Source organism: Christiangramia oceanisediminis (assembly GCF_022570735.2).
Taxonomy (GTDB): domain Bacteria; phylum Bacteroidota; class Bacteroidia; order Flavobacteriales; family Flavobacteriaceae; genus Christiangramia; species Christiangramia oceanisediminis.
Genome location: NZ_JANCNS010000002.1, coordinates 450,861 through 469,282 on the forward strand (window position 1 = coordinate 450,861; position 18,422 = coordinate 469,282).

Consider the following 18,422-nt stretch of genomic DNA (forward strand, 5'->3'; position numbering starts at 1 on the left):
CAATTCGGTTTAGTTCATAGGCACCTCAATTAACAGTACCTTTGAAGGGTTTTTAATATCCAGAGTGATCTCATTGGTTTCCCATATTCCTATCGCATCCCTTTTTTGAAGGAGTTTTCCACCAACTTCGGCTTCACCTTCAATCAGGAAAACATACACTCCGTGTTTTATGTCATGTAATTGATAATCAATTTTTTTGCCAGAATCGAATTCCCCCAGGTGAAGGTAGGCCTTTTGGTTGATCCATAAGGCATCTTTGTTCTGATTTGACCTAGGAGAAACAACATTGATCAATTCGTCCTTTTTGATGAGTTCTGAAAAGTCTTTTTGATCATACCGGGGTTCCAGTCCGTTTTGTTCAGGAAAGATCCATATCTGAAGCATATTCAATTCTTCTTTAGCAGTATTGAATTCGCTATGTTCAACACCTGTACCAGCGCTCATCACCTGAACTTCACCGGCCTTGATCACTGCTGTATGGTCCATAGAATCTTTGTGGCGAAGCTGCCCCTTTAGTGGAATAGTTATGATTTCCATATTTTCATGAGGATGAGTTCCAAAACCCATTCCACCCGTTACATAGTCATCATTTAATACTCTTAATTTGCCGAATTGTATTTTGTTAGGATCGAAAAAATTGGCAAAACTGAAGGAATAACTAGCATTTAACCAGCCGAAATTTGCCTTTCCCCGCGTATTTGCAGGATGAAATATTTTCTCCATTTTTTGTTCCTGGTAAATTTGAAAGACGAGTTTTAAGCATTAATTTTGACTGTTAAATTTACGATTTAATGCCAGTAAATCTTGTTATATACATGTTAAAATGAAACAGAACGAAAAGCCTATACATGTATATTTCATGCCGGGGATGGCAACCGATTCGGCTATTTTTGAAAAGATAAGCCTTCCAAAGAATACCTTTGAAGTTCATATGCTCCAATGGCTGATCCCGGAAAAGAACGAAAGTTTGAAGCATTATACCGGGCGGATCGCAAAAATGATTCATCATGATAATCCTGTTCTTATAGGCGTGTCATTTGGCGGGGTTATTGTGCAGGAATTAGCAAAGATGCTGAAGCTTAAGAGGCTTATCATCATTTCCAGTGTGAAATGTACCGATGAGCTTCCAACTCGAATGAAGTTCGCTTCGAAGACAGGTCTTTTCAGGTTGATACCTACCAGCCTGGCAGGGTATAAGGAATATTTCGAGAAAATTGCCGTTGGAGATTTTCTCAAGAAAAGAGCTAAACTATACAGGCAGTTTATTTCGATCACAGACAAGCGATATCTTGACTGGGCTATAAAGAATATGGTTAATTGGAAATGCGAAAAACCAGATGAAAAGATCATCCATATCCATGGGGATAAAGACGAGGTGTTCCCGATTAGACATATCAAGAATGCCATCGTTATTAAAGGTGGTACTCATGTTATGATCATTAACCGGTATAAATGGTTTAACGAACATCTTCCGGAACTGATACTTTCGGGAAAGTTGAAAATAAAAAAGAAACAGGAACATATTAATTAAATGATGATGAAAATCTTGAAAAATGCGCTTTTGGCGATAGGACTTATTGTGGTATGTGGAGTAAGCATCAATGCGGTACAAAGAGATGCCGATTCTGAAGAATCCCGGGAAGTGACAAATAATGAAGCCCGGGAAAGAGATGATAAAAGTGTTGCTGAATCCTACCGCATCAAGGCATTGCCGATTCCCAAGGAAATGGAATTTGCCGGTGAAGCTGTTCCACTGGAAGATCCCGATGTTTATGAACGAATGGACAGGGAGCTGCTAGTAAATACCTATTGGCAGTCCAATGCTCTTTTACTTATGAAAAGAGCCAACAAGTATTTTCCAATTATTGAACCTGTTCTGGAAGAGGAGGGGATACCAGAAGATTTTAAATACCTGGCGGTGATAGAAAGCGGATTGACCCAGGCAATATCTCCGGCAAGGGCGATAGGGTTCTGGCAGATCATGGAAGCTACCGGGAAAGAATACGGGTTGGAGATCAATGATAATGTAGATGAACGCTACCATATTGAAAAATCTACCAGGGTTGCGGCAGATTATTTGAAAAAAGCGAAACAACGGTTTGGTTCTTGGACCCTGGCTGCAGCTTCATATAATGCCGGTCAGTATGGGATTGATAAGCAGTTGGAGAGACAAAAAGTTAATGATTATTACGATTTGCTGTTAGGTGAGGAGACCGGACGATATGTATTTAGGATACTTGCGGTGAAGGAGATCATGAATAACCCTGATAAGTATGGTTTCAATTTCGAGGAAACCGATCTTTACGGGCATATCCCCACCAATAAAGTAAAGGTAGATACGGTCGTTAAGGATTTTCCTGATTTCGCGAAGAAATTTGGTATCAATTATAAAGTGCTGAAAGTACATAACCCGTGGTTAAGAGACGACCATCTTAAGAATGCCTCTAGAAAGACGTATTATATCGATATTCCCGCCGAAGGATATTATCCGGAAAGCAGATAAGAACTATTCTTAATCGAGACTTACATTTTCTGCGTAAACTTCTTCGAACTGCTGGTTGATCAGGTTTTTTGTGATCGATGTTTCAAGGGCGATGAAGTTTTCGCGGTAAGCGGTTTCGGCTGAAGTTTGTAGCGAAGGAAAGACGCTTCGGCGTATATCCATGATCTTTTTATTACCCGAAAGCAGAAAACAGGTGGGCAATCCAAGGGAATGTTTCAATTGTTTTACCACGTAAGCTCCCTGGTTTTGGGTTTCATCTACATATACAACCGATATTTTTGAAGAGAACTGTTCCGAAAGTTCCTTTGCCTTTTCACGCTTATCCCAGAACAGGACAACGAAATCTATTTGATTGCCGTATTGTGAGGCCAGTTCATTCAGGGCTGGAATTTCACCTTTGCCAGGGATACACCAGGATGCATAGGTAATAAGGAATACTGGTTTTTTGAACTGGTAAAGCTGTACTTCTTTCTTCCTTAGGGTTTTGAATTTGAAGTTGTCCATATAAGAGCCTTCGAGCTTATTGGAAGTAAAAGATTCGAACAACTGTTTCCCCTTTTCATAATCATTATGCTTATACGCCAGGTCAGCTTTTTTGTTATAATCTGAAAGATGTTCGAAGAGAGCCTCAGAGAAGTAGATCCTATCCTGCAAATTTTGCTGGGAAAAAACCATGGGGCCAATAAGAAGTAAAACTAATACTAGTTTTTTCATGCAACGATTGTGGGGCTGTTACAAGGGTAAATGTAGTCCTCACTGATGTTGCACGAAAATATTTTCGTTAAACTGCCTGTATTTTAGTTAAAATGTAGAAAAGTTGACTAGATCTTCTTCATCTGTTCCTTCATCATCCTGATCTGGTCTTTCATCATACCATGCTTGTCCAGCTTCTTGGCTTCATTCAGGAGGTTGGTAGCCTCTCTTTTTCGGCGTTTGGTCATGGCGATCCCTGCCAGGTTCAATTTGGCCATCGCAAGATCGTGATCCATGGAAAGGCCTAATTTAATCGCTCTTTTAAAGAATTTTTCAGCCTGGGTAATATTGGACTGCGAAACCATAAGTCCGTGAAGATACCAGTAATAGCCCTGTTGTTTTTTAGTAAGAGCTTTTTCAGGGTCATTGATTTTGCTCAACCATTTGTTGGCTCCTTCAAAATCCTGCTTTCTAAGACGCAGAAAAGCCAACAGGATCATTTCGTTTTTGAAATAAAGGAAGATAAAAATAGTTGAAAGAAGGATCAAAAAGATCCCATTCCCTATGTTTCCTTCTACGAATTGCCAGATAGAAGCAGCAATGATTAATCCGGCTATGACTAGTTTGATATTCTTATTGAACATTATAGTTTTGGTTTTGCAGGCGGCAAAGGTAATAAAAACAAATAAAAATTATTTTAATTTAGTATTTGCAGTACTTAAAAAGCTTTGTATATTTGCACGCAGTTTTAAAGACAGCCAAAAACGAATTTTTAGAAGATAAAAGATACTCACAATGAAAAGAACGTTTCAACCATCTAAAAGGAAAAGGAAAAATAAGCACGGTTTCAGGGAGCGTATGGCCAGTGCAAACGGAAGAAAGGTCCTTGCAAGGAGAAGGGCTAAAGGTAGAAAGAAATTATCTGTATCTTCTGAAAACAGACATAAACACTAATGATTCACGGTGTTCGAAATAATTAAGGTGTTACTTTTTGAGTAACGCCTTTTTTTATACCCAGGCGCTTCTTAATTTTAGCAAATCACAACTATACGGAAACACAACATTTTATCATGCCAAAGAACAAAGACATCAAGTGCGTTTTAATTATAGGATCTGGACCAATCATTATAGGACAGGCCTGTGAATTTGATTATTCAGGAACCCAGTCGTTAAGATCACTGAAAGAAGAAGGGATAAAAACCATTCTTATAAATTCCAATCCGGCAACCATCATGACCGATCCGGCGATGGCCGATCATGTTTATTTGAAGCCACTTACTACAAAATCAATCGTTGAGATCCTGAAGGCGCATCCAGAGATCGATGCAGTTCTGCCAACTATGGGAGGACAAACCGCGTTGAACCTTGCGATCGAGGCAGATGAAAAGGGTATCTGGAACGATTTTAATGTTCGTCTTATTGGTGTGGATATCGATGCCATCAATATTTGTGAAGACAGGGAACAGTTCAAACAATTAATGGGAAGGATCGGGATTCCTGTTGCTCCTGCTAAAACCGTTACTTCCTATCTTCAGGGAAAAGAGGTGGCACAGGAATTTGGTTACCCGCTAGTAATCAGGGCTTCCTTCACTCTTGGTGGTGGTGGAGCAGGTTTTGTACATAGGGCCGAAGATTTTGACGAAATGCTAACCTATGGTCTTGAAACTTCACCAATTCACGAGGTGCTTATAGATAAGGCGCTTCTGGGCTGGAAGGAGTATGAGGTAGAATTATTGCGGGACAAGAATGATAATGTTGTGATCATCTGTACCGTTGAGAATATGGATCCCATGGGGATACATACCGGAGATTCCATTACCGTAGCTCCGGCGATGACCTTAAGTGATAAGACCTTCCAGCGAATGAGAGATATGGCGATCAAAATGATGCGCAATATTGGTGACTTTGCAGGTGGATGCAACGTACAATTCGCTGTAAGTCCGGATGAGAAGGAAGATATCTACGCTATTGAGATCAATCCTCGTGTTTCCAGGTCTTCTGCTTTGGCTTCAAAAGCTACCGGATATCCAATCGCCAAAATAGCGACAAAGCTGGCTTTGGGATACCATCTTGATGAGCTTGAAAACCAGATCACGAAATCTACTTCAGCTCTTTTTGAGCCGTCACTGGATTACGTGATCGTGAAAATACCACGATGGAATTTCGACAAATTTGAAGGAGCAGATCGTACGTTGGGTCTTCAAATGAAATCTGTAGGAGAGGTGATGGGGATTGGAAGATCTTTCCAGGAAGCCCTTCATAAGGCAACTCAATCCCTTGAAATAAAAAGAAATGGTCTTGGTGCCGATGGAAAAGGTTATACCGATTATGACCAGATCATCGATAAACTGACCAATCCTAGCTGGGACAGGGTATTCGTGATCTACGATGCGATCCAGATGGGAATACCACTGAGCAGGATCCACGAGATCACTAAAATCGATATGTGGTTCCTGAAGCAGTATGAAGAACTTCATGCACTGGAAACCGAAATTTCTACTTACGACATCAATACGCTTCCAAAAGAATTACTCCTGGAGGCCAAACAAAAAGGATTCGCCGACAGGCAGATCGCACATATGCTTGATTGCTGGGAAAGCGAAGTATATAAGAAAAGAGAAGAGCTTGGTGTAAAAAGGGTGTACAAACTGGTAGATACCTGTGCGGCCGAGTTTAAGGCTGAAACCCCGTATTATTATTCAACTTTTGAAGAGGAGATAAGAACCAGGGACGGAGAGATCACCATCGCTAATGAAAGCAAGGTTTCTGATAAAAAGAAAATTGTAGTTCTTGGATCTGGTCCAAACAGGATCGGGCAGGGGATCGAATTCGACTACAGCTGTGTACACGGGGTTCTGGCTGCTGCTGAATGTGGTTACGAGACCGTAATGATCAACTGTAACCCTGAAACTGTTTCAACCGATTTTGATACAGCCGATAAACTTTATTTTGAACCGGTATTCTGGGAACATATTTATGACATCATCAGGCATGAAAATCCTGATGGGGTGATCGTTCAGCTTGGTGGGCAAACCGCTCTTAAACTGGCTGAAAAGCTGGACAGGTATGGTATCAAGATCATGGGAACCAGTTTTGAGGCTCTTGATCTTGCCGAAGACCGTGGAAGTTTCTCCACGCTGCTGCAGAAGAATGATATTCCGTATCCTGAATTCGGAACTGCAGAAACTGCGGAAGAGGCACTTGCCCTTGCAGATGAGCTTAATTTCCCTATCCTTGTACGACCTTCTTACGTACTTGGTGGGCAGGGAATGAAGATCGTGATCAATAAGGATGAACTGGAAGAGCATGTGGTAGACCTGCTTCGAAAGATCCCTAACAATAAACTGTTATTAGACCATTACCTTGATGGAGCGATAGAAGCAGAGGCCGATGCCATCTGTGACGGGGAGGATGTCTACATCATCGGAATTATGGAGCATATCGAGCCTTGTGGAATCCACTCAGGAGACTCCAACGCACTGCTACCTCCTTTCAACCTGGGAGACCTGGTGATGCAACAGATTAAGGATCACACCAGGAAGATCGCGCTGGCACTGAATACGGTAGGTCTTATCAATATCCAGTTCGCAATAAAGGATGACAAGGTATATATTATCGAAGCCAACCCAAGGGCTTCCAGAACAGTGCCGTTCATCGCCAAGGCCTATAAAGAGCCGTACGTGAATTATGCGACTAAGGTGATGCTGGGTGAAAAGAAGATCAAGGATTTCAAATTCAACCCTCAACTGGAAGGCTACGCGATCAAGCAACCGGTGTTCTCTTTCAATAAGTTCCAGAAGGTGAACAAGCAGCTTGGGCCTGAAATGAAGAGTACCGGTGAAAGCATTCTGTTCATTGATAGCTTAAAGGATGATGAGTTTTACGATCTGTATTCCAGAAGGAAAATGTACCTGAGCAAGTAGAACGAACATTAAAATAAACCTAAAGTCATCCTGAGTAAGAATCGAAATTTCTAATTTTCTGCTCAGGATGATTTTTTTTATTGCTGTATGAAAGAAACGGTATTGATTTTTGGCGGTTTGTTCGGAACACTGGCTATAGTTCTGGGTGCTTTTGGGGCTCATGCTTTAAGGCGGTCTTTTAATGATGACCAGCTAAGAAGCTACGAGGTAGGCGTGAGATACCAGATTTATCATTCCATCATGCTGATAATTTCCGGGATCGTATTTCCATTTATTGAAATAGGGGAGATCATTACCGCCTGGTGTTTTATAATTGGCACTATGCTGTTTTCATTCAGTATCTACGGATTAACCTTTAGTGATTCAAGGGGCAAAAAAATTAAAATTCTCGGTCCGGTTACTCCCATTGGTGGATTATTCCTGATCGCAGGCTGGATTCTCTTTACCTACAATATTGTAGAGATCGCTTTATATCTCTAAGAGCTGAAGTCTGCTGGCTGAATGGCTCTTTTTCTATATTTTTCAGCATACCAGGCTACCAGGATCAATTGCGCCGAATGGTAGAGCATGATGGGCAGAAGGATCAAACCTGAATTCGCTGAGCTTCCAAAGATCACCCTAACCATAACCGAACCGTGTACCAGAGATTTCTTGGTTCCGCAAAACTGGGCCGTAATTTTGTCTTCGGTATTAAGGCCTATAAAATTGCTAACTGCTGCAAGGCCGTAAAAGACCACGAAAAATAAAACCAGTACAATAACTGCCATTTTGAGTAGTTCTTCGGCCTGTATACTTCTTAATAGGTCTGAGCTAAAGCTATTGCTGAAACTATAGTAAATGATCAGGATAATGGTTGTTTTATCAAAAAGGCTCAGCTGTTTGCCATATTTTCTGGCCCAGTTTCCAAAAAACCTTTGAAGGAATAAGCCTATAGCCAGCGGGACGATGATCTGCAGGCATAATTTCTGAAGCACGTTCAGAAAGTCGAAATCGGCAGTTTTTTCAAGTATAAATCCAATCCAGAGGGGTGTTGCGATAATTCCAATTAAACCCGAAAGGCTCGCATTGAAAATGGCGGCTGGCAGATTCCCCTTGGCCAGGGCAACCATCACTACCGAAGATGATACGGTAGAAGGCAAAGTGCCGAGAAAGAACAAAGCGATCCAGAGTTCAGATGCCAGGCCTTCATCAAATAAGGGTAGACAAGCCAGGCAAAGGAGCGGAAAAACTATAAAAGTGGTCAAATGAATGATTATATGCACCCTGTAATTCAATAAACCGGCTTTAAATTCGGCAGGAGCGAGTTTAAGCCCGTAAAAGAAAAAGATCAGGCCTATACCAACATCAGTAATGGTCTTTAACGGAAGCAGGCTGGCTCCTTCGGGAAAAAAATAAGCGATGCCAATGGCGATGAAAATGGCAAATATGAAACCGTAAGACTTCAATCCTTCTCTATTTTCACTTTATGTTCCTCGAGCAGATGCAGGTAGCGTTCTGAGGAAAAATCGGTTTCATGGAACTCCTGAACCCTTTTTTTCTTCATTTTGTTTCTTTTGATGCTCTTAGCGAAGCGTCTAATTTCATTATCATTCTGCAAAATAAGGCCGGGCACTTCAACAGATTCTCCCTGGTTGTTTTTCGCGACCATAGTGAAATAGGAAGAATTGCAATGTTTGGTATCGCCGGTTTGAATATTTTCAGCTTCCACGCGAATCCCGATCACCATAGAGCTTCGGCCTACATAATTAACAGAAGCCTTCATCGTCACCAATTCACCGATTTCGATAGGTCTTAAAAAATCAACCGTATCAACGCTGGCGGTCACGCAATAGGCACCCGAATGCTTGGAGGCGCAGGCAAATGCGATCTGGTCTAACAGGGAAAGTATATAGCCCCCATGGATCTTACCGTTAAAGTTAGAATGGGAGGGAAGCATCAGTTCTGAGATCACCACCTGGCTGGCTTCTACTTTTTTATAATCTTTTTGCATGTCTAATTTCTAAAATGCGGACTTTCAGATTTTTCCACGGCCGTTATAAAATACTTGGTGTCCCCCCAGAAGAAGAACGTATCGTAGCGTTCAATATAGGTAAGCTTGACATAATTGCCTTCAAATTCCTGCAGCTTTTCTATTACTTCGTTTTCCTTATCCATCACTGAAAACTGGAAGATTTGCGCCCCGCTGATTCCCTGGCTAATCTCGCCTTCCCAGGTTTTGGACACCACGCCTTTTTTGCTGAATTTGATCAATTCACCGCTTCGGGTTCCTTCACTATACGGGATAAAGTAAATGAACGCGAAATAAACGAGGAACAGGATCAGAATTCCACCGAGGATATAGCCTAAAATTCTTTTCATATTACAGGTTTTTATAAATGAGATCCAGGAAATCTTCCAGTTTTGATGGCTCAAGCCATCGTGTTACGATCACCAGCTGATTCTTCCTGTCTACAACGATAAAATTACCACCAAATCCGGCAGCATAAAAAATATCCCTGTCGATATTTTCCATTTCCCGGTTACCATTGTTCAGCCACCACATATATCCATAAGCTGGATTTGGCTCTGAAGGCTGTATAGCTTCTTCGATTAGGCTGGCAGGGATAAGGTTTTTGCCATTCCAGTTTCCGTTATTCATGAACAACAGGCCAAACCTCGCCATATCTTCGGTATTGATGAACATGCCACCTCCGGAATGCCCACCGCCGCTAACCGACTGCATTTTGAAACCGTCAATGGTCGTCCAGGAATTATCGTAACCAAACCATCTCCAGGTAGAAGACGCATTTATTGGATCCATGATCTCGTCCTTCAGGACCTTTGGCAAAGGTTTCCTGAAAACATTCAGCAAAGAATAGGCAAGCACGTTCACGCGAACATCGTTGTATTTAAAATGAGTTCCTGGTTCGTGGAGTTCTCTTGATCTCCAATCATCGATACCCGTGTCGCGTGGCGGACGATCTGCCCAGTCAAAACCACCCCAAAGCTGCCCGCTCCAATCAGAGTTTTGCTGTAGCAAATGCTTCCAGGTGATCTTTGAGTTATGCTCACCTTCAAAGGTGTCATCCCATACATAATTGGTCAACTTATCATCAAAGTTAGCGATCAAACCCTGGTTCTTTGCAAGAAGAGCAGTGGTAGCAAGAAAGCTTTTTGTAACGCTAAAGGTCATATCCACTCGTTTGGTATTACCCCATTCTGCAACCACATAGCCGTTTTTCAGGATCATCCCGGCAGGGCCTCCACGGCGTTTTGTTGGGCCAAGGATCTCATGATAGGGTTCATGCTGAAACCCTTTTAAAATGGCCCGCCTGAGATCTTTCGATTCTGAATACTCGTTTGCCAGGGCAAAATCCACGGCTGCCTGTAAGTTCAGGTTGAATTCAGAGGCTTTCCTGGACTGCCATTCACCGGCGGCTGGAAAATAGATTTGCTGTGCACCTGCCTGTAAAAACAATAAAAATGCTGCAAGCAGGCTTAAAAAAGTAGTTTTTGTCATTTATGATTTGATTTTATTTTCAATTTGCTCTCCTTGATATTCAACTTCTGCCTGATTCATTAATTTCTGGTCAACCTGTTTACTGGCTTTGGCTCCTAATTTTTTAAGTTTTTCAACTCTCCTGAGAAGATTTCCTTTCCCGGTGAGCTTTTTCATGGCCCCTTCATAAGAATTCTGAACAGTCCCCAGTTGTTTGCCCACCTTTAATAATTCGTCTGTAAGATTTGTGAAAGAATCATATAACGCGCCAGCCTGAGTGGCGATCTCTATGGCATTCTGCTTTTGCTTTTCATTCTGCCACATGCTGTCTATGGTCTTCAGAACCGCCAGGAGTGTGGTAGGAGTTACGATGATGATGTTCTTTTCGAAAGCATCACTATAAAGGGCCGGGTATTCGTTTGAGGCGATCGCAAAAGCCGCTTCGATAGGGATGAAAAGCAAAACAAAATCCGGGCTTTCCATCTGGTAAAGATGATGGTAGTTCTTGTTGGAAAGCTCGTTCACCCTGTTTCTAACCGAAATTAAATGATCTTTAAGATGACTGGATTTTTCAGCTTCCTCCAAACCGTTGATATAGCGCTCGTAAGCGTTTAAGGAAACCTTGGAATCCACGATCATTTTTTTGTCACCTGGCAAATGAATGATCACATCTGGCATTTGCCTTCGGCCATCTTCACTTTGAAAGCTTTGCTGAACGAAATACTCGCTGTCTTTCTGCAGTCCGCTTCGTTCCAGAACCCTTTCCAGAACCATTTCACCCCAGTTTCCCTGCATTTTGGTATCACCTTTCAGGGCTTTGGTGAGGTTATTCGCATCTTCACTTATCTTCAGGCTTTGTTCGTTCAGGAATTTGAGTTTCTCACCAAGTTCTGCATGTCGTTTTACAGATTCCGAATCGCTTTTGACCACCTTATCTTCAAATTCCCTGATCTTCTTCTGAAGCGGGTCCAGGATATTCTCAATATTCTGCTTATTGATAGAGGTGAATTTTTCAGATTTCTGATCCAGTATACGGTTTGCGAGATTCTCAAATTCCTTGGCGAATTTTTCCTGTAATTTTTCTACTTCTGCCTTTTGCTCCTCATTTCGTTCTTTCAGGTTATCATATTCCGAAATTTTCGTGGCCAGTTCAAGGCTTAATTTTTCCTTTTGAGCTCTGATCTCCTCTCGCTCCTTTTCAGCTTTTTGAAGATTGGAATAGGCCTCATTTTTTAGTTGCTGAATGTTTTCTTTATGTTCTTCTAAAATATTGTAAACCTGATTTTTAAGACCTTCTATTTGAATTTTTAGTTGAGCGTTTCTTTCTTCCAGTCGGCTTTGTTCGTTTTTAGATCTTAGGTTGGAGATTAGCCTGCCTAAAAAGAAACCGGTTCCCAGGGAAACTAGGGCAATTATTCCAGTTAGAAGAAATTCGTTCATGTAGTAGCTGCTTTTTTCAAATATACTTATTTATGAACGCCCGAAAGATGGGAAGGCAAAATTTACCGGCATCTTATTTTATCTTGAAACTGGAGGATTCCTTATCGAATTGAATTAAATGACCAGGAAACAGGTCGTTAAGTGAATTGGATTTAATAAGTTCTTCAGGCTTTCCAAAAAGCGCTTTTTTATCTTTAAGAATAAGCATTTTGTCGCATAACTGGAGTGCGAGATTGATCTCGTGAGATGCGAAAATGATGGCTTTTTTAGTTTCACGACTAAGTTGCTGAAGCAATTTCAGCACATAGGCCTTGTGGTACAGGTCCAGGTGAGTGGTAGGTTCGTCGAGAATGATGAGCGATGTATCCTGGGCCAGGGCGCGTGCTATCAAAACTTTTTGAAACTGGCCGTCGCTTAACTCATGGCACTTTTTATTCCTGATATTCTCAATATCAACCAGCTTGATGGCATGCATCACTTTTTTCAGGTCGTTTCGGCTCAAACGGCCTATCCAGTTAGTATAGGGTTGCCGTCCCAGGGCGACCAGCTCAAGCACGCTCAGGTTTTTGGAGATGAGTTGTTCTGTAAGCACCAGGCTGATGTTTTTGGAAAGTTCAGCGGGATCGGTATTGGTGATCTGTTTGTTATCAATAAGTACCTGGCCATTCAAACCAGGTTGTATTCCGCTTAAAGTTCGTAATAAGGTTGATTTACCTGCTCCATTAACACCAATTACGGCTATTAGTTCACCCTCCCTGATATTAAGATTGATACCGTTAGCCACAACCTGGGAGGTACTTCCCTTGCGGTAACCTATGCCAAGGTCTTTGGTTTCAAGGACGATATTTGAGGTTTCCAGGCTCATCTAAAAGTTGAATTTTCTTTTTCGTACCAGCAGCCAGATCACTACCGGTGCCCCTATAAGCGAAGTTATGGCATTAATTGGCAAACTATATTCACTGCCGGGTAATTGGGCGATGGTATCGCAGATCAGCATTAAGATGGCCCCGCCAAATATCACCGCAGGAACTAATGTAATATGATTCGATGAAGGAATGATTTGTCTTACCAGGTGTGGAACAGCAAGTCCAACGAAAGCTATGGGGCCGGCAAAGGCGGTGATGCTTCCCGCTAACAGGCTGGTCGCGATAATGACCATAAACCGGTTTCGTTTAATATTGGTTCCCAGGCTTCTGGCATATTGTTCTCCCAGCAGTAGAGAGTTAAGGTTTTTGATGCTGGCTATGCTGATAAGGATCCCGGCCAGCCAGAAAACAGCAAGGATATACACCTCTTCCCAGCTTAGGTTGCCCAGGCTTCCATAAGACCAGAAAACATACTGCTGTAACTGGGAAGCAGGGCTGAAGTAGGCGAGAACGCTAACAATCGCGGCGGTAAGGCTGGCGAACATCAAACCTATGATCAGGATTGCCATGGTATCTCTAAGCCTGACGGAGGCAAGGATAACTGCGAACATGACCAGTAAGCTTCCAAGGCTGGAAGCAATGACGAGGCTCCATTCAGAAAGAAGAATGGAAGCAAAGGCGGCTCCAAAAACCGAAGCACCCATCAGAATGATGGCTACCCCAAGGCTGGCGCCACTGCTCAAACCCAGTACATAAGGTCCTGCAAGCGGATTTCTGAATAAGGTTTGCATTAAAAGTCCGCTTACGGCAAGTCCGGAACCGGTCACAATGGCTGTAATGGCCTTCGGAAGCCTGTAATTTAAAATGATATATTTCCAGGTGTCTTTTTCAACATCAAACCCAAGCAGGGCCGAAGTCACCTCTGAAACGGGTATCTGTACCGAACCAAGGCTTATGTTGAACAGGGCCGTAACTATAACCGCCAGAAATAAAAGAATAAGTGCTATGGAGTATTTCCGTTGGTTCAGCATTAGTTCAAAGGTTTAAAGAAAACCGGTTCATGATCCTTTAAAAGGCCCGGATGAAATATCGTGATCAGGTCTTTTAGAACAAGGTCGGGGCGTTGCGGTCCCAATTCGTAATAGATGATGCCGCCAGTTTCGCCTTTTGAAAGACTTACGCTGTAAACATTCTCATTTCTAACCGATCTAAAGCGATTGTAGTGCTCTGATTCTGAAATGAGTTCTTCATACGAAGTGAATTGACCTGAACTCACCCAGAAATCGGCATCTTCAGCCTTTTCCAGCACGCTTTCAAAAGCAAGGGAAAGACTACCTTCACCCCGGGTATCGGAGTATAGATAATTGCTGTTTGCGTCTTCAAAAAACTGAGCCTGCCAGGAGTTTCCGTAGGGCATATACCAGTTGTCCCTGAACATCGAACCGGCGATCACTGAAGGAGTTTCATCTGCCTTTCCAGCCAGGTCTTTTGCGTTGAGATATTCGGTTTTGATATCTTCGAAAATACTGGCCGCTAATTCTTTCTTGCTGAAAAGAGCTCCGAAAAACTTGATCCATTCGGCCTTTCCCAGCGGGCTGTTCTCGGTCCAGTCGCCATTATACATCACCGGAATTCCTGTTTTCTGGATCGTTTCCAGGCTGCTGTTGGAACCGTTTATGGCAAAGCCTATGACCAACTCCGGAGCAAGATCTATCAATACTTCGGTATTTATATTTTCATTCTGGCCCAGTTCAGAGATGTTTCCCGATTTGATGATCTTCCTCGTTTTTTCGGAAGAGATATAATCCAGTCCCGGGAATCCAGCCAGGGAATTCTCCTCGTTCAAAGCCTCGAGCGCCGGGATGTGAGTGGTGGAAGTCACCACGATACTTTCTACCGGCACCTGTACTTTTTGATCGTATTGAATGTTTTCAGGGATCTTGGATTTTTCAGAATATAAAAGGTAAACGAATGGCTTTTCAGCTTCAGGCCAGGGCGTATTCACCTTCAGTAAACTGTAATTTTCAAATTCTGTTATACTGAATCCGGATGCATATTCAATTTTCACCTCTTCACCTACAGTCTGGTTTACAGATTCAGCCTTCTGGTTTTTACAGGACAGGAATCCGAGAGCAAGAATTAGGAAAATTAGTTTCTGCACGTTCATTCGTTTGGAGTTCAAAAGTAAGATTATTTAATTTTTTGATCTTCTTGTTAAACAAATTTGTTTACTTTCGCACTGAAATTTTGGTTCAGCGCCGATTTATTTCTGCGTGGATTAAAAGGGAATCAGGTAAAGTGGGATTTACGAATTGGGAAGTGCGAGCTTTCCATACCGGTAAAATCCAGATTGGAAGCAGAGTTCGTTTTTCTACCTTCTTATCTCTAACTTCAAAAGCCTGAGCTGTTCCCGCAACTGTAAGCTTTGTCCCGATATACCGGGGCGGCTGCAATCATCTTCAAACCACTGTTTACCTCAGGTAGATGGGAAGGTTAATTGCAGTACGTGAGCCAGGAGACCTGCCCGAATTTCAAACTAAAATCGAGTGACTTTCGGGATAAAGGTCTACCGCTAATGAAAAACATACTATTCTATACCTTATTTGTTATTGGCTTTTGCCCTGTTCTCAAGGCGCAGACTGATATTACCGTTTTAGACACCGTGCTATTGAGCGACGAGAAGTTGCTGGAATTTTCTACAGGTCAACAGGTTCATAAGCTTTCCGACTCCCTGATCAGAAATAATGATCCGTTACTTACCGATATCCTGAATTTTAACAGCCCGGTATATTTCAAGGAAAATGGGCGAGGTATGGTGAGTTCCCCTTCATTTAGAGGTACAACTGCCTCGCAAACGGCTGTAGTGTGGAATGGGATCAATATCAACTCCCAGTTCAACGGGCAGTTGGACTTTAATACGATAAACTCCGGGGCTTATGACGAGATCGCTATTCGCGGAGGTGGCGGAAGTGTGGTTTACGGGACAGGTGCCATAGGGGGGAGTGTTCACCTGAACAATATCATTAGTTTCAGAGAAAGAACCGAACACCACCTGGTATTTCGCTATGGAAGTTTTAATACGATAGACGCGAGATACCAGCTGGAACTTTCGAAAAATGACTGGAGCTTTAATTTGTCACTTGCCAGGAACAGCAGTGATAACGATTATGAATATCCTGAAGATCGGGGAGAGAACCTGAACGGCCAGTATTATAACAATGCCATTAATTTAAGTCTAGGACATAGGTTCCACCTTAACAATACGATCAAACTTATTAGTGAGCTTTTTGAAGGGGAGAGACATTTTTCACTCATCAGGCCTTCAGAACCCAGAACAAGGTATACAAACTTAAATTCCAGAAACTTACTGGAATGGAATTCAGAATTCTCAGATTTTGACCAGGTCACTACTCTTGCCTATATCACCGAAAACTACAGGTATTATGCAAATATTGAATCTGATGTTTATAGCCTTGGAGTTGCAAAAAACCTGATCGCTAAATACGACCTCAGTTATGAGGCAGGAGAAAACATCCTTATCAATACGGTGCTTCAAAATACTTATATCGATGGAGAGGGCAGTGATCTGGGAAGTAATTCAAGGAATATCTTTTCAGCTGCATTTTTATTCAAACAGGCTCTTTCTGATAAATTTCAATACGAGGCCGGCTTACGAAAAGAGATCACCCAGAATTATGAGAGCCCGGTGCTGTTTTCTCTTGGTGCGAATTATGAATTCAATGATATTTACTCACTTCAGCTAAGTGCCTCTAAGAACTTCAGAATACCAACCTATAACGATCTGTACTGGACCAATTCCGGGAATCCTGAGCTTGATCCAGAGACTTCCATCCAGGGTGAGATAGGTAATCGATTCAGCTTAAGAGATTTAGATGTTGAACTGGTGCTTTTCTATAATGAGCTTCAGCAAATGATTCGATGGTTGCCAGGTGAAAATGGCGTGTGGAGACCCCGAAATGAAGATGAAGTACAAATAATGGGTATCGAATCGCGTGTGTCCTGGGAGAAACTATTTGAAGACAACCAGCAATTGAACGTGCAGGCGAGTTTTGCCTATACCAGTTCACAGGATCGCGATACCGGCAGGCAGCTTATATATGTTCCGTTTTACAAGGTAACCGGTACTGCTGGTTATACCTGGAAACGTTTTACGCCTTCACTTCAGCTGCTTTATAACGCTAAAGTTTTTACCAGAACAGACCATAGTGAGTCCCTTGACGGCTATGTGTTGGCTAATTTTTCTGCCAGTTACGCTATGGATGAAAAACGGCAATGGATCGCCGGGGCGAGAATAAACAATCTACTTAATAGTGATTATCAAAATGTGGAAGACCGGTTTATGCCGGGAACCAATTTCAATATTTTTCTGAATATCAATTTATAAAATCAATTAACTATGAAAAACAGCAAACTTTTTTTATTGGGCCTTGCAGGTGCCTTTTTTCTGAATTCCTGTAGCACTGATGATGATGGAATACCTCCAGAAACAGAACAACCCGGAGATTATGCTAATGGTGTACTTATATTGAATGAGGGGTCACAATCTGCTGGAACCGTATCTTACCTGGATGAAGATCTCAATGCAGTTGAACACAATATTTTTGAACAGGTGAACCAGGGAATGGACCTGGGGCTGTATGTGCAGTCCATCTTTTTTGATGAGGAAAATGCTTATATCATCTCGAACGGTTCAAATATGATCACCGTGGTGGATAGGTATACTTTTGAATATAAAGGAGCAGTAGATAACGGTTTGAATGTGCCGGTTTACGGTACGATTCTCAATGGTAAGGCTTATGTTACCAATATAGCCGATTTTGGCTCTGTGGAGGATGATTATGTTGCGGTTATTGATCTTGAAACTCTTGAGGTAGAAGAAGCTGTTGTAGCCGGAGGAACGATTTCTGAAATCGTTGAAAGCAACGGCATGATCTATATTGAAGGTGCATCCTATGGAACTGGGAACGCTGTTCGTGTTTTCAACCCAAATACCAACAGTATTGAGGAAAATATTGTGTTATTCGAAAATGAAGAAGGGGAGATGGAAGGATTGAACTCTTTAGCTGTTGAAAATGGCTCTTTATATGCTCTAACCAATCAAAACCTGTACGTAGTAGATGCCGAAAACTTTCAGCAGACGGCTATGGTAGATCTAAGTGCTATTGGTAATACTGCCAATCTGGATATTGAAGACGGAATGATCTATTTTACGTCGGGAACTTCGGTATACGCAATGCAAACTGCTTCAGCAGTAGCTCCTGAAACTCCTGTTTTCAGTTACGAAAGCTCTTCACTGTATGGACAGATGTATGGTTTTGAAGTTGAAAACGGACTTATTTACACTTCAGATGCAGGAGATTTTGCTTCAGCGGGTAGTGTTGCCATTTATGATACCTCAGGTATCTTTATTGCTGAATTTTCAACCGGTGTTGCTCCTAATAATTTCTATTTTAATTAATAAAGATTAGTGTATAAAAAAAGCCTCGCATTTCAGCGAG

18 protein-coding genes and 1 riboswitch are annotated in these 18,422 nt (G+C 42.1%); of the genes, 7 read left to right on the forward strand and 11 right to left on the reverse strand.

Features of this window, described 5'->3' with window-relative positions; all coding sequences use genetic code 11:
• Nucleotides 1–9: 9 nt before the first annotated feature.
• Complete coding sequence (locus MKO06_RS09335) at nucleotides 10–723, reverse strand: pirin family protein (protein WP_241551913.1); 714 nt, start codon at nucleotides 721–723, stop codon at nucleotides 10–12.
• 100 nt (nucleotides 724–823) lie between these two features.
• Between MKO06_RS09335 and MKO06_RS09340 the strand changes: the two genes are divergently transcribed.
• Together MKO06_RS09340 and MKO06_RS09345 are read left to right on the forward strand one after the other, a co-directional pair.
• Complete coding sequence (locus MKO06_RS09340) at nucleotides 824–1,531, forward strand: alpha/beta hydrolase family protein (RefSeq protein ID WP_241551914.1); 708 nt, start codon at nucleotides 824–826, stop codon at nucleotides 1,529–1,531.
• Between the two features lie 6 nt (nucleotides 1,532–1,537).
• Complete coding sequence (locus tag MKO06_RS09345; protein WP_241552042.1) at nucleotides 1,538–2,503, forward strand: lytic transglycosylase domain-containing protein; 966 nt, start codon at nucleotides 1,538–1,540, stop codon at nucleotides 2,501–2,503.
• A 9-nt stretch (nucleotides 2,504–2,512) separates the two neighbouring features.
• Here MKO06_RS09345 and MKO06_RS09350 read toward each other — a convergent pair whose 3' ends face one another.
• Entirely contained in the window at nucleotides 2,513–3,217 is a 705-nt protein-coding gene (locus tag MKO06_RS09350) for a TlpA family protein disulfide reductase (protein WP_241551915.1), read from the reverse strand.
• A 107-nt stretch (nucleotides 3,218–3,324) separates the two neighbouring features.
• Complete coding sequence (locus tag MKO06_RS09355; RefSeq protein ID WP_241551916.1) at nucleotides 3,325–3,840, reverse strand: tetratricopeptide repeat protein; 516 nt, start codon at nucleotides 3,838–3,840, stop codon at nucleotides 3,325–3,327.
• 151 nt (nucleotides 3,841–3,991) lie between these two features.
• Between MKO06_RS09355 and rpmH the strand changes: the two genes are divergently transcribed.
• The 3 genes from rpmH to MKO06_RS09370 all read left to right on the forward strand — a co-directional run bounded on the left by rpmH (nucleotide 3,992) and on the right by MKO06_RS09370 (nucleotide 7,599).
• Complete coding sequence (gene rpmH, locus MKO06_RS09360; RefSeq protein WP_011708966.1) at nucleotides 3,992–4,150, forward strand: 50S ribosomal protein L34; 159 nt, start codon at nucleotides 3,992–3,994, stop codon at nucleotides 4,148–4,150.
• Nucleotides 4,151–4,266: 116 nt separating this feature from the next.
• Nucleotides 4,267–7,119 carry a carbamoyl-phosphate synthase large subunit gene (gene carB / locus MKO06_RS09365; RefSeq protein WP_241551917.1) on the forward strand — a complete coding sequence of 951 codons (2,853 nt, stop codon included), beginning with the start codon at nucleotides 4,267–4,269 and terminating at the stop codon, nucleotides 7,117–7,119.
• Nucleotides 7,120–7,206: 87 nt separating this feature from the next.
• The gene (locus MKO06_RS09370; protein WP_241551918.1) at nucleotides 7,207–7,599 is read left to right on the forward strand and encodes a DUF423 domain-containing protein; all 393 of its coding nucleotides are present in this window, start codon (nucleotides 7,207–7,209) and stop codon (nucleotides 7,597–7,599) included.
• Here the strand turns inward: MKO06_RS09370 and MKO06_RS09375 are convergent.
• The 8 genes from MKO06_RS09375 to MKO06_RS09410 form a co-directional block, all read right to left on the reverse strand.
• Nucleotides 7,596–8,564, reverse strand: a complete 969-nt coding sequence (locus tag MKO06_RS09375; protein WP_241551919.1) for a bile acid:sodium symporter — start codon at nucleotides 8,562–8,564, stop codon at nucleotides 7,596–7,598. The two genes, MKO06_RS09370 and MKO06_RS09375, sit on opposite strands and share 4 nt — an antisense overlap.
• A complete protein-coding gene (locus MKO06_RS09380) occupies nucleotides 8,561–9,109 on the reverse strand; it encodes an acyl-CoA thioesterase (protein WP_241551920.1) in 549 nt (182 codons plus the stop codon). Before MKO06_RS09380 ends, MKO06_RS09375 begins: the two co-directional genes overlap by 4 nt.
• Before the next feature lie 2 nt (nucleotides 9,110–9,111).
• On the reverse strand, nucleotides 9,112–9,477 hold the full coding sequence (locus tag MKO06_RS09385; protein WP_241551921.1) for a 6-phosphogluconate dehydrogenase: 366 nt from the start codon (nucleotides 9,475–9,477) through the stop codon (nucleotides 9,112–9,114).
• Nucleotide 9,478: 1 nt separating this feature from the next.
• Nucleotides 9,479–10,618, reverse strand: coding sequence for a serine hydrolase domain-containing protein (locus tag MKO06_RS09390; protein WP_241551922.1), 1,140 nt, complete (start codon nucleotides 10,616–10,618; stop codon nucleotides 9,479–9,481).
• On the reverse strand, nucleotides 10,619–12,037 hold the full coding sequence (locus tag MKO06_RS09395; RefSeq protein WP_241551923.1) for a DNA recombination protein RmuC: 1,419 nt from the start codon (nucleotides 12,035–12,037) through the stop codon (nucleotides 10,619–10,621).
• Nucleotides 12,038–12,110: 73 nt separating this feature from the next.
• A complete protein-coding gene (locus tag MKO06_RS09400) occupies nucleotides 12,111–12,902 on the reverse strand; it encodes an ABC transporter ATP-binding protein (RefSeq protein ID WP_241551924.1) in 792 nt (263 codons plus the stop codon).
• Entirely contained in the window at nucleotides 12,903–13,934 is a 1,032-nt protein-coding gene (locus tag MKO06_RS09405) for a FecCD family ABC transporter permease (RefSeq protein ID WP_241551925.1), read from the reverse strand.
• The gene (locus tag MKO06_RS09410) at nucleotides 13,934–15,070 is read right to left on the reverse strand and encodes an ABC transporter substrate-binding protein (RefSeq protein ID WP_279346207.1); all 1,137 of its coding nucleotides are present in this window, start codon (nucleotides 15,068–15,070) and stop codon (nucleotides 13,934–13,936) included. The genes MKO06_RS09405 and MKO06_RS09410 overlap by 1 nt, the downstream gene beginning before the upstream one ends.
• A 64-nt stretch (nucleotides 15,071–15,134) precedes the next feature.
• A riboswitch (cobalamin riboswitch) is annotated at nucleotides 15,135–15,445 on the forward strand.
• Between the two features lie 33 nt (nucleotides 15,446–15,478).
• Between MKO06_RS09410 and MKO06_RS09415 the strand changes: the two genes are divergently transcribed.
• Nucleotides 15,479–17,308 carry a TonB-dependent receptor gene (locus MKO06_RS09415; protein WP_241551927.1) on the forward strand — a complete coding sequence of 610 codons (1,830 nt, stop codon included), beginning with the start codon at nucleotides 15,479–15,481 and terminating at the stop codon, nucleotides 17,306–17,308.
• A gap of 12 nt (nucleotides 17,309–17,320) precedes the next feature.
• Entirely contained in the window at nucleotides 17,321–18,382 is a 1,062-nt protein-coding gene (locus MKO06_RS09420) for a YncE family protein (protein WP_241551928.1), read from the forward strand.
• Nucleotides 18,383–18,422: the final 40 nt, after the last annotated feature.

Bases quoted from the DNA above. Each gene is read 5' to 3' on its own strand.
- MKO06_RS09355 (WP_241551916.1), bottom strand. From the start codon at position 3,840: ATGTTCAATAAGAATATCAAACTAGTCATAGCCGGATTAATCATTGCT.
- MKO06_RS09385 (WP_241551921.1), bottom strand. From the start codon at position 9,477: ATGAAAAGAATTTTAGGCTATATCCTCGGTGGAATTCTGATCCTGTTC.
- MKO06_RS09370 (WP_241551918.1), top strand. From the start codon at position 7,207: ATGAAAGAAACGGTATTGATTTTTGGCGGTTTGTTCGGAACACTGGCT.
- MKO06_RS09405 (WP_241551925.1), bottom strand. From the start codon at position 13,934: ATGCTGAACCAACGGAAATACTCCATAGCACTTATTCTTTTATTTCTG.
- MKO06_RS09420 (WP_241551928.1), top strand. From the start codon at position 17,321: ATGAAAAACAGCAAACTTTTTTTATTGGGCCTTGCAGGTGCCTTTTTT.
- MKO06_RS09395 (WP_241551923.1), bottom strand. From the start codon at position 12,037: ATGAACGAATTTCTTCTAACTGGAATAATTGCCCTAGTTTCCCTGGGA.
- rpmH (WP_011708966.1), top strand. From the start codon at position 3,992: ATGAAAAGAACGTTTCAACCATCTAAAAGGAAAAGGAAAAATAAGCAC.
- MKO06_RS09415 (WP_241551927.1), top strand. From the start codon at position 15,479: ATGAAAAACATACTATTCTATACCTTATTTGTTATTGGCTTTTGCCCT.
- MKO06_RS09390 (WP_241551922.1), bottom strand. From the start codon at position 10,618: ATGACAAAAACTACTTTTTTAAGCCTGCTTGCAGCATTTTTATTGTTT.
- MKO06_RS09410 (WP_279346207.1), bottom strand. From the start codon at position 15,070: ATGAACGTGCAGAAACTAATTTTCCTAATTCTTGCTCTCGGATTCCTG.
- MKO06_RS09380 (WP_241551920.1), bottom strand. From the start codon at position 9,109: ATGCAAAAAGATTATAAAAAAGTAGAAGCCAGCCAGGTGGTGATCTCA.
- MKO06_RS09345 (WP_241552042.1), top strand. From the start codon at position 1,538: ATGAAAATCTTGAAAAATGCGCTTTTGGCGATAGGACTTATTGTGGTA.
- MKO06_RS09400 (WP_241551924.1), bottom strand. From the start codon at position 12,902: ATGAGCCTGGAAACCTCAAATATCGTCCTTGAAACCAAAGACCTTGGC.
- carB (WP_241551917.1), top strand. From the start codon at position 4,267: ATGCCAAAGAACAAAGACATCAAGTGCGTTTTAATTATAGGATCTGGA.
- MKO06_RS09340 (WP_241551914.1), top strand. From the start codon at position 824: ATGAAACAGAACGAAAAGCCTATACATGTATATTTCATGCCGGGGATG.
- MKO06_RS09350 (WP_241551915.1), bottom strand. From the start codon at position 3,217: ATGAAAAAACTAGTATTAGTTTTACTTCTTATTGGCCCCATGGTTTTT.
- MKO06_RS09335 (WP_241551913.1), bottom strand. From the start codon at position 723: ATGGAGAAAATATTTCATCCTGCAAATACGCGGGGAAAGGCAAATTTC.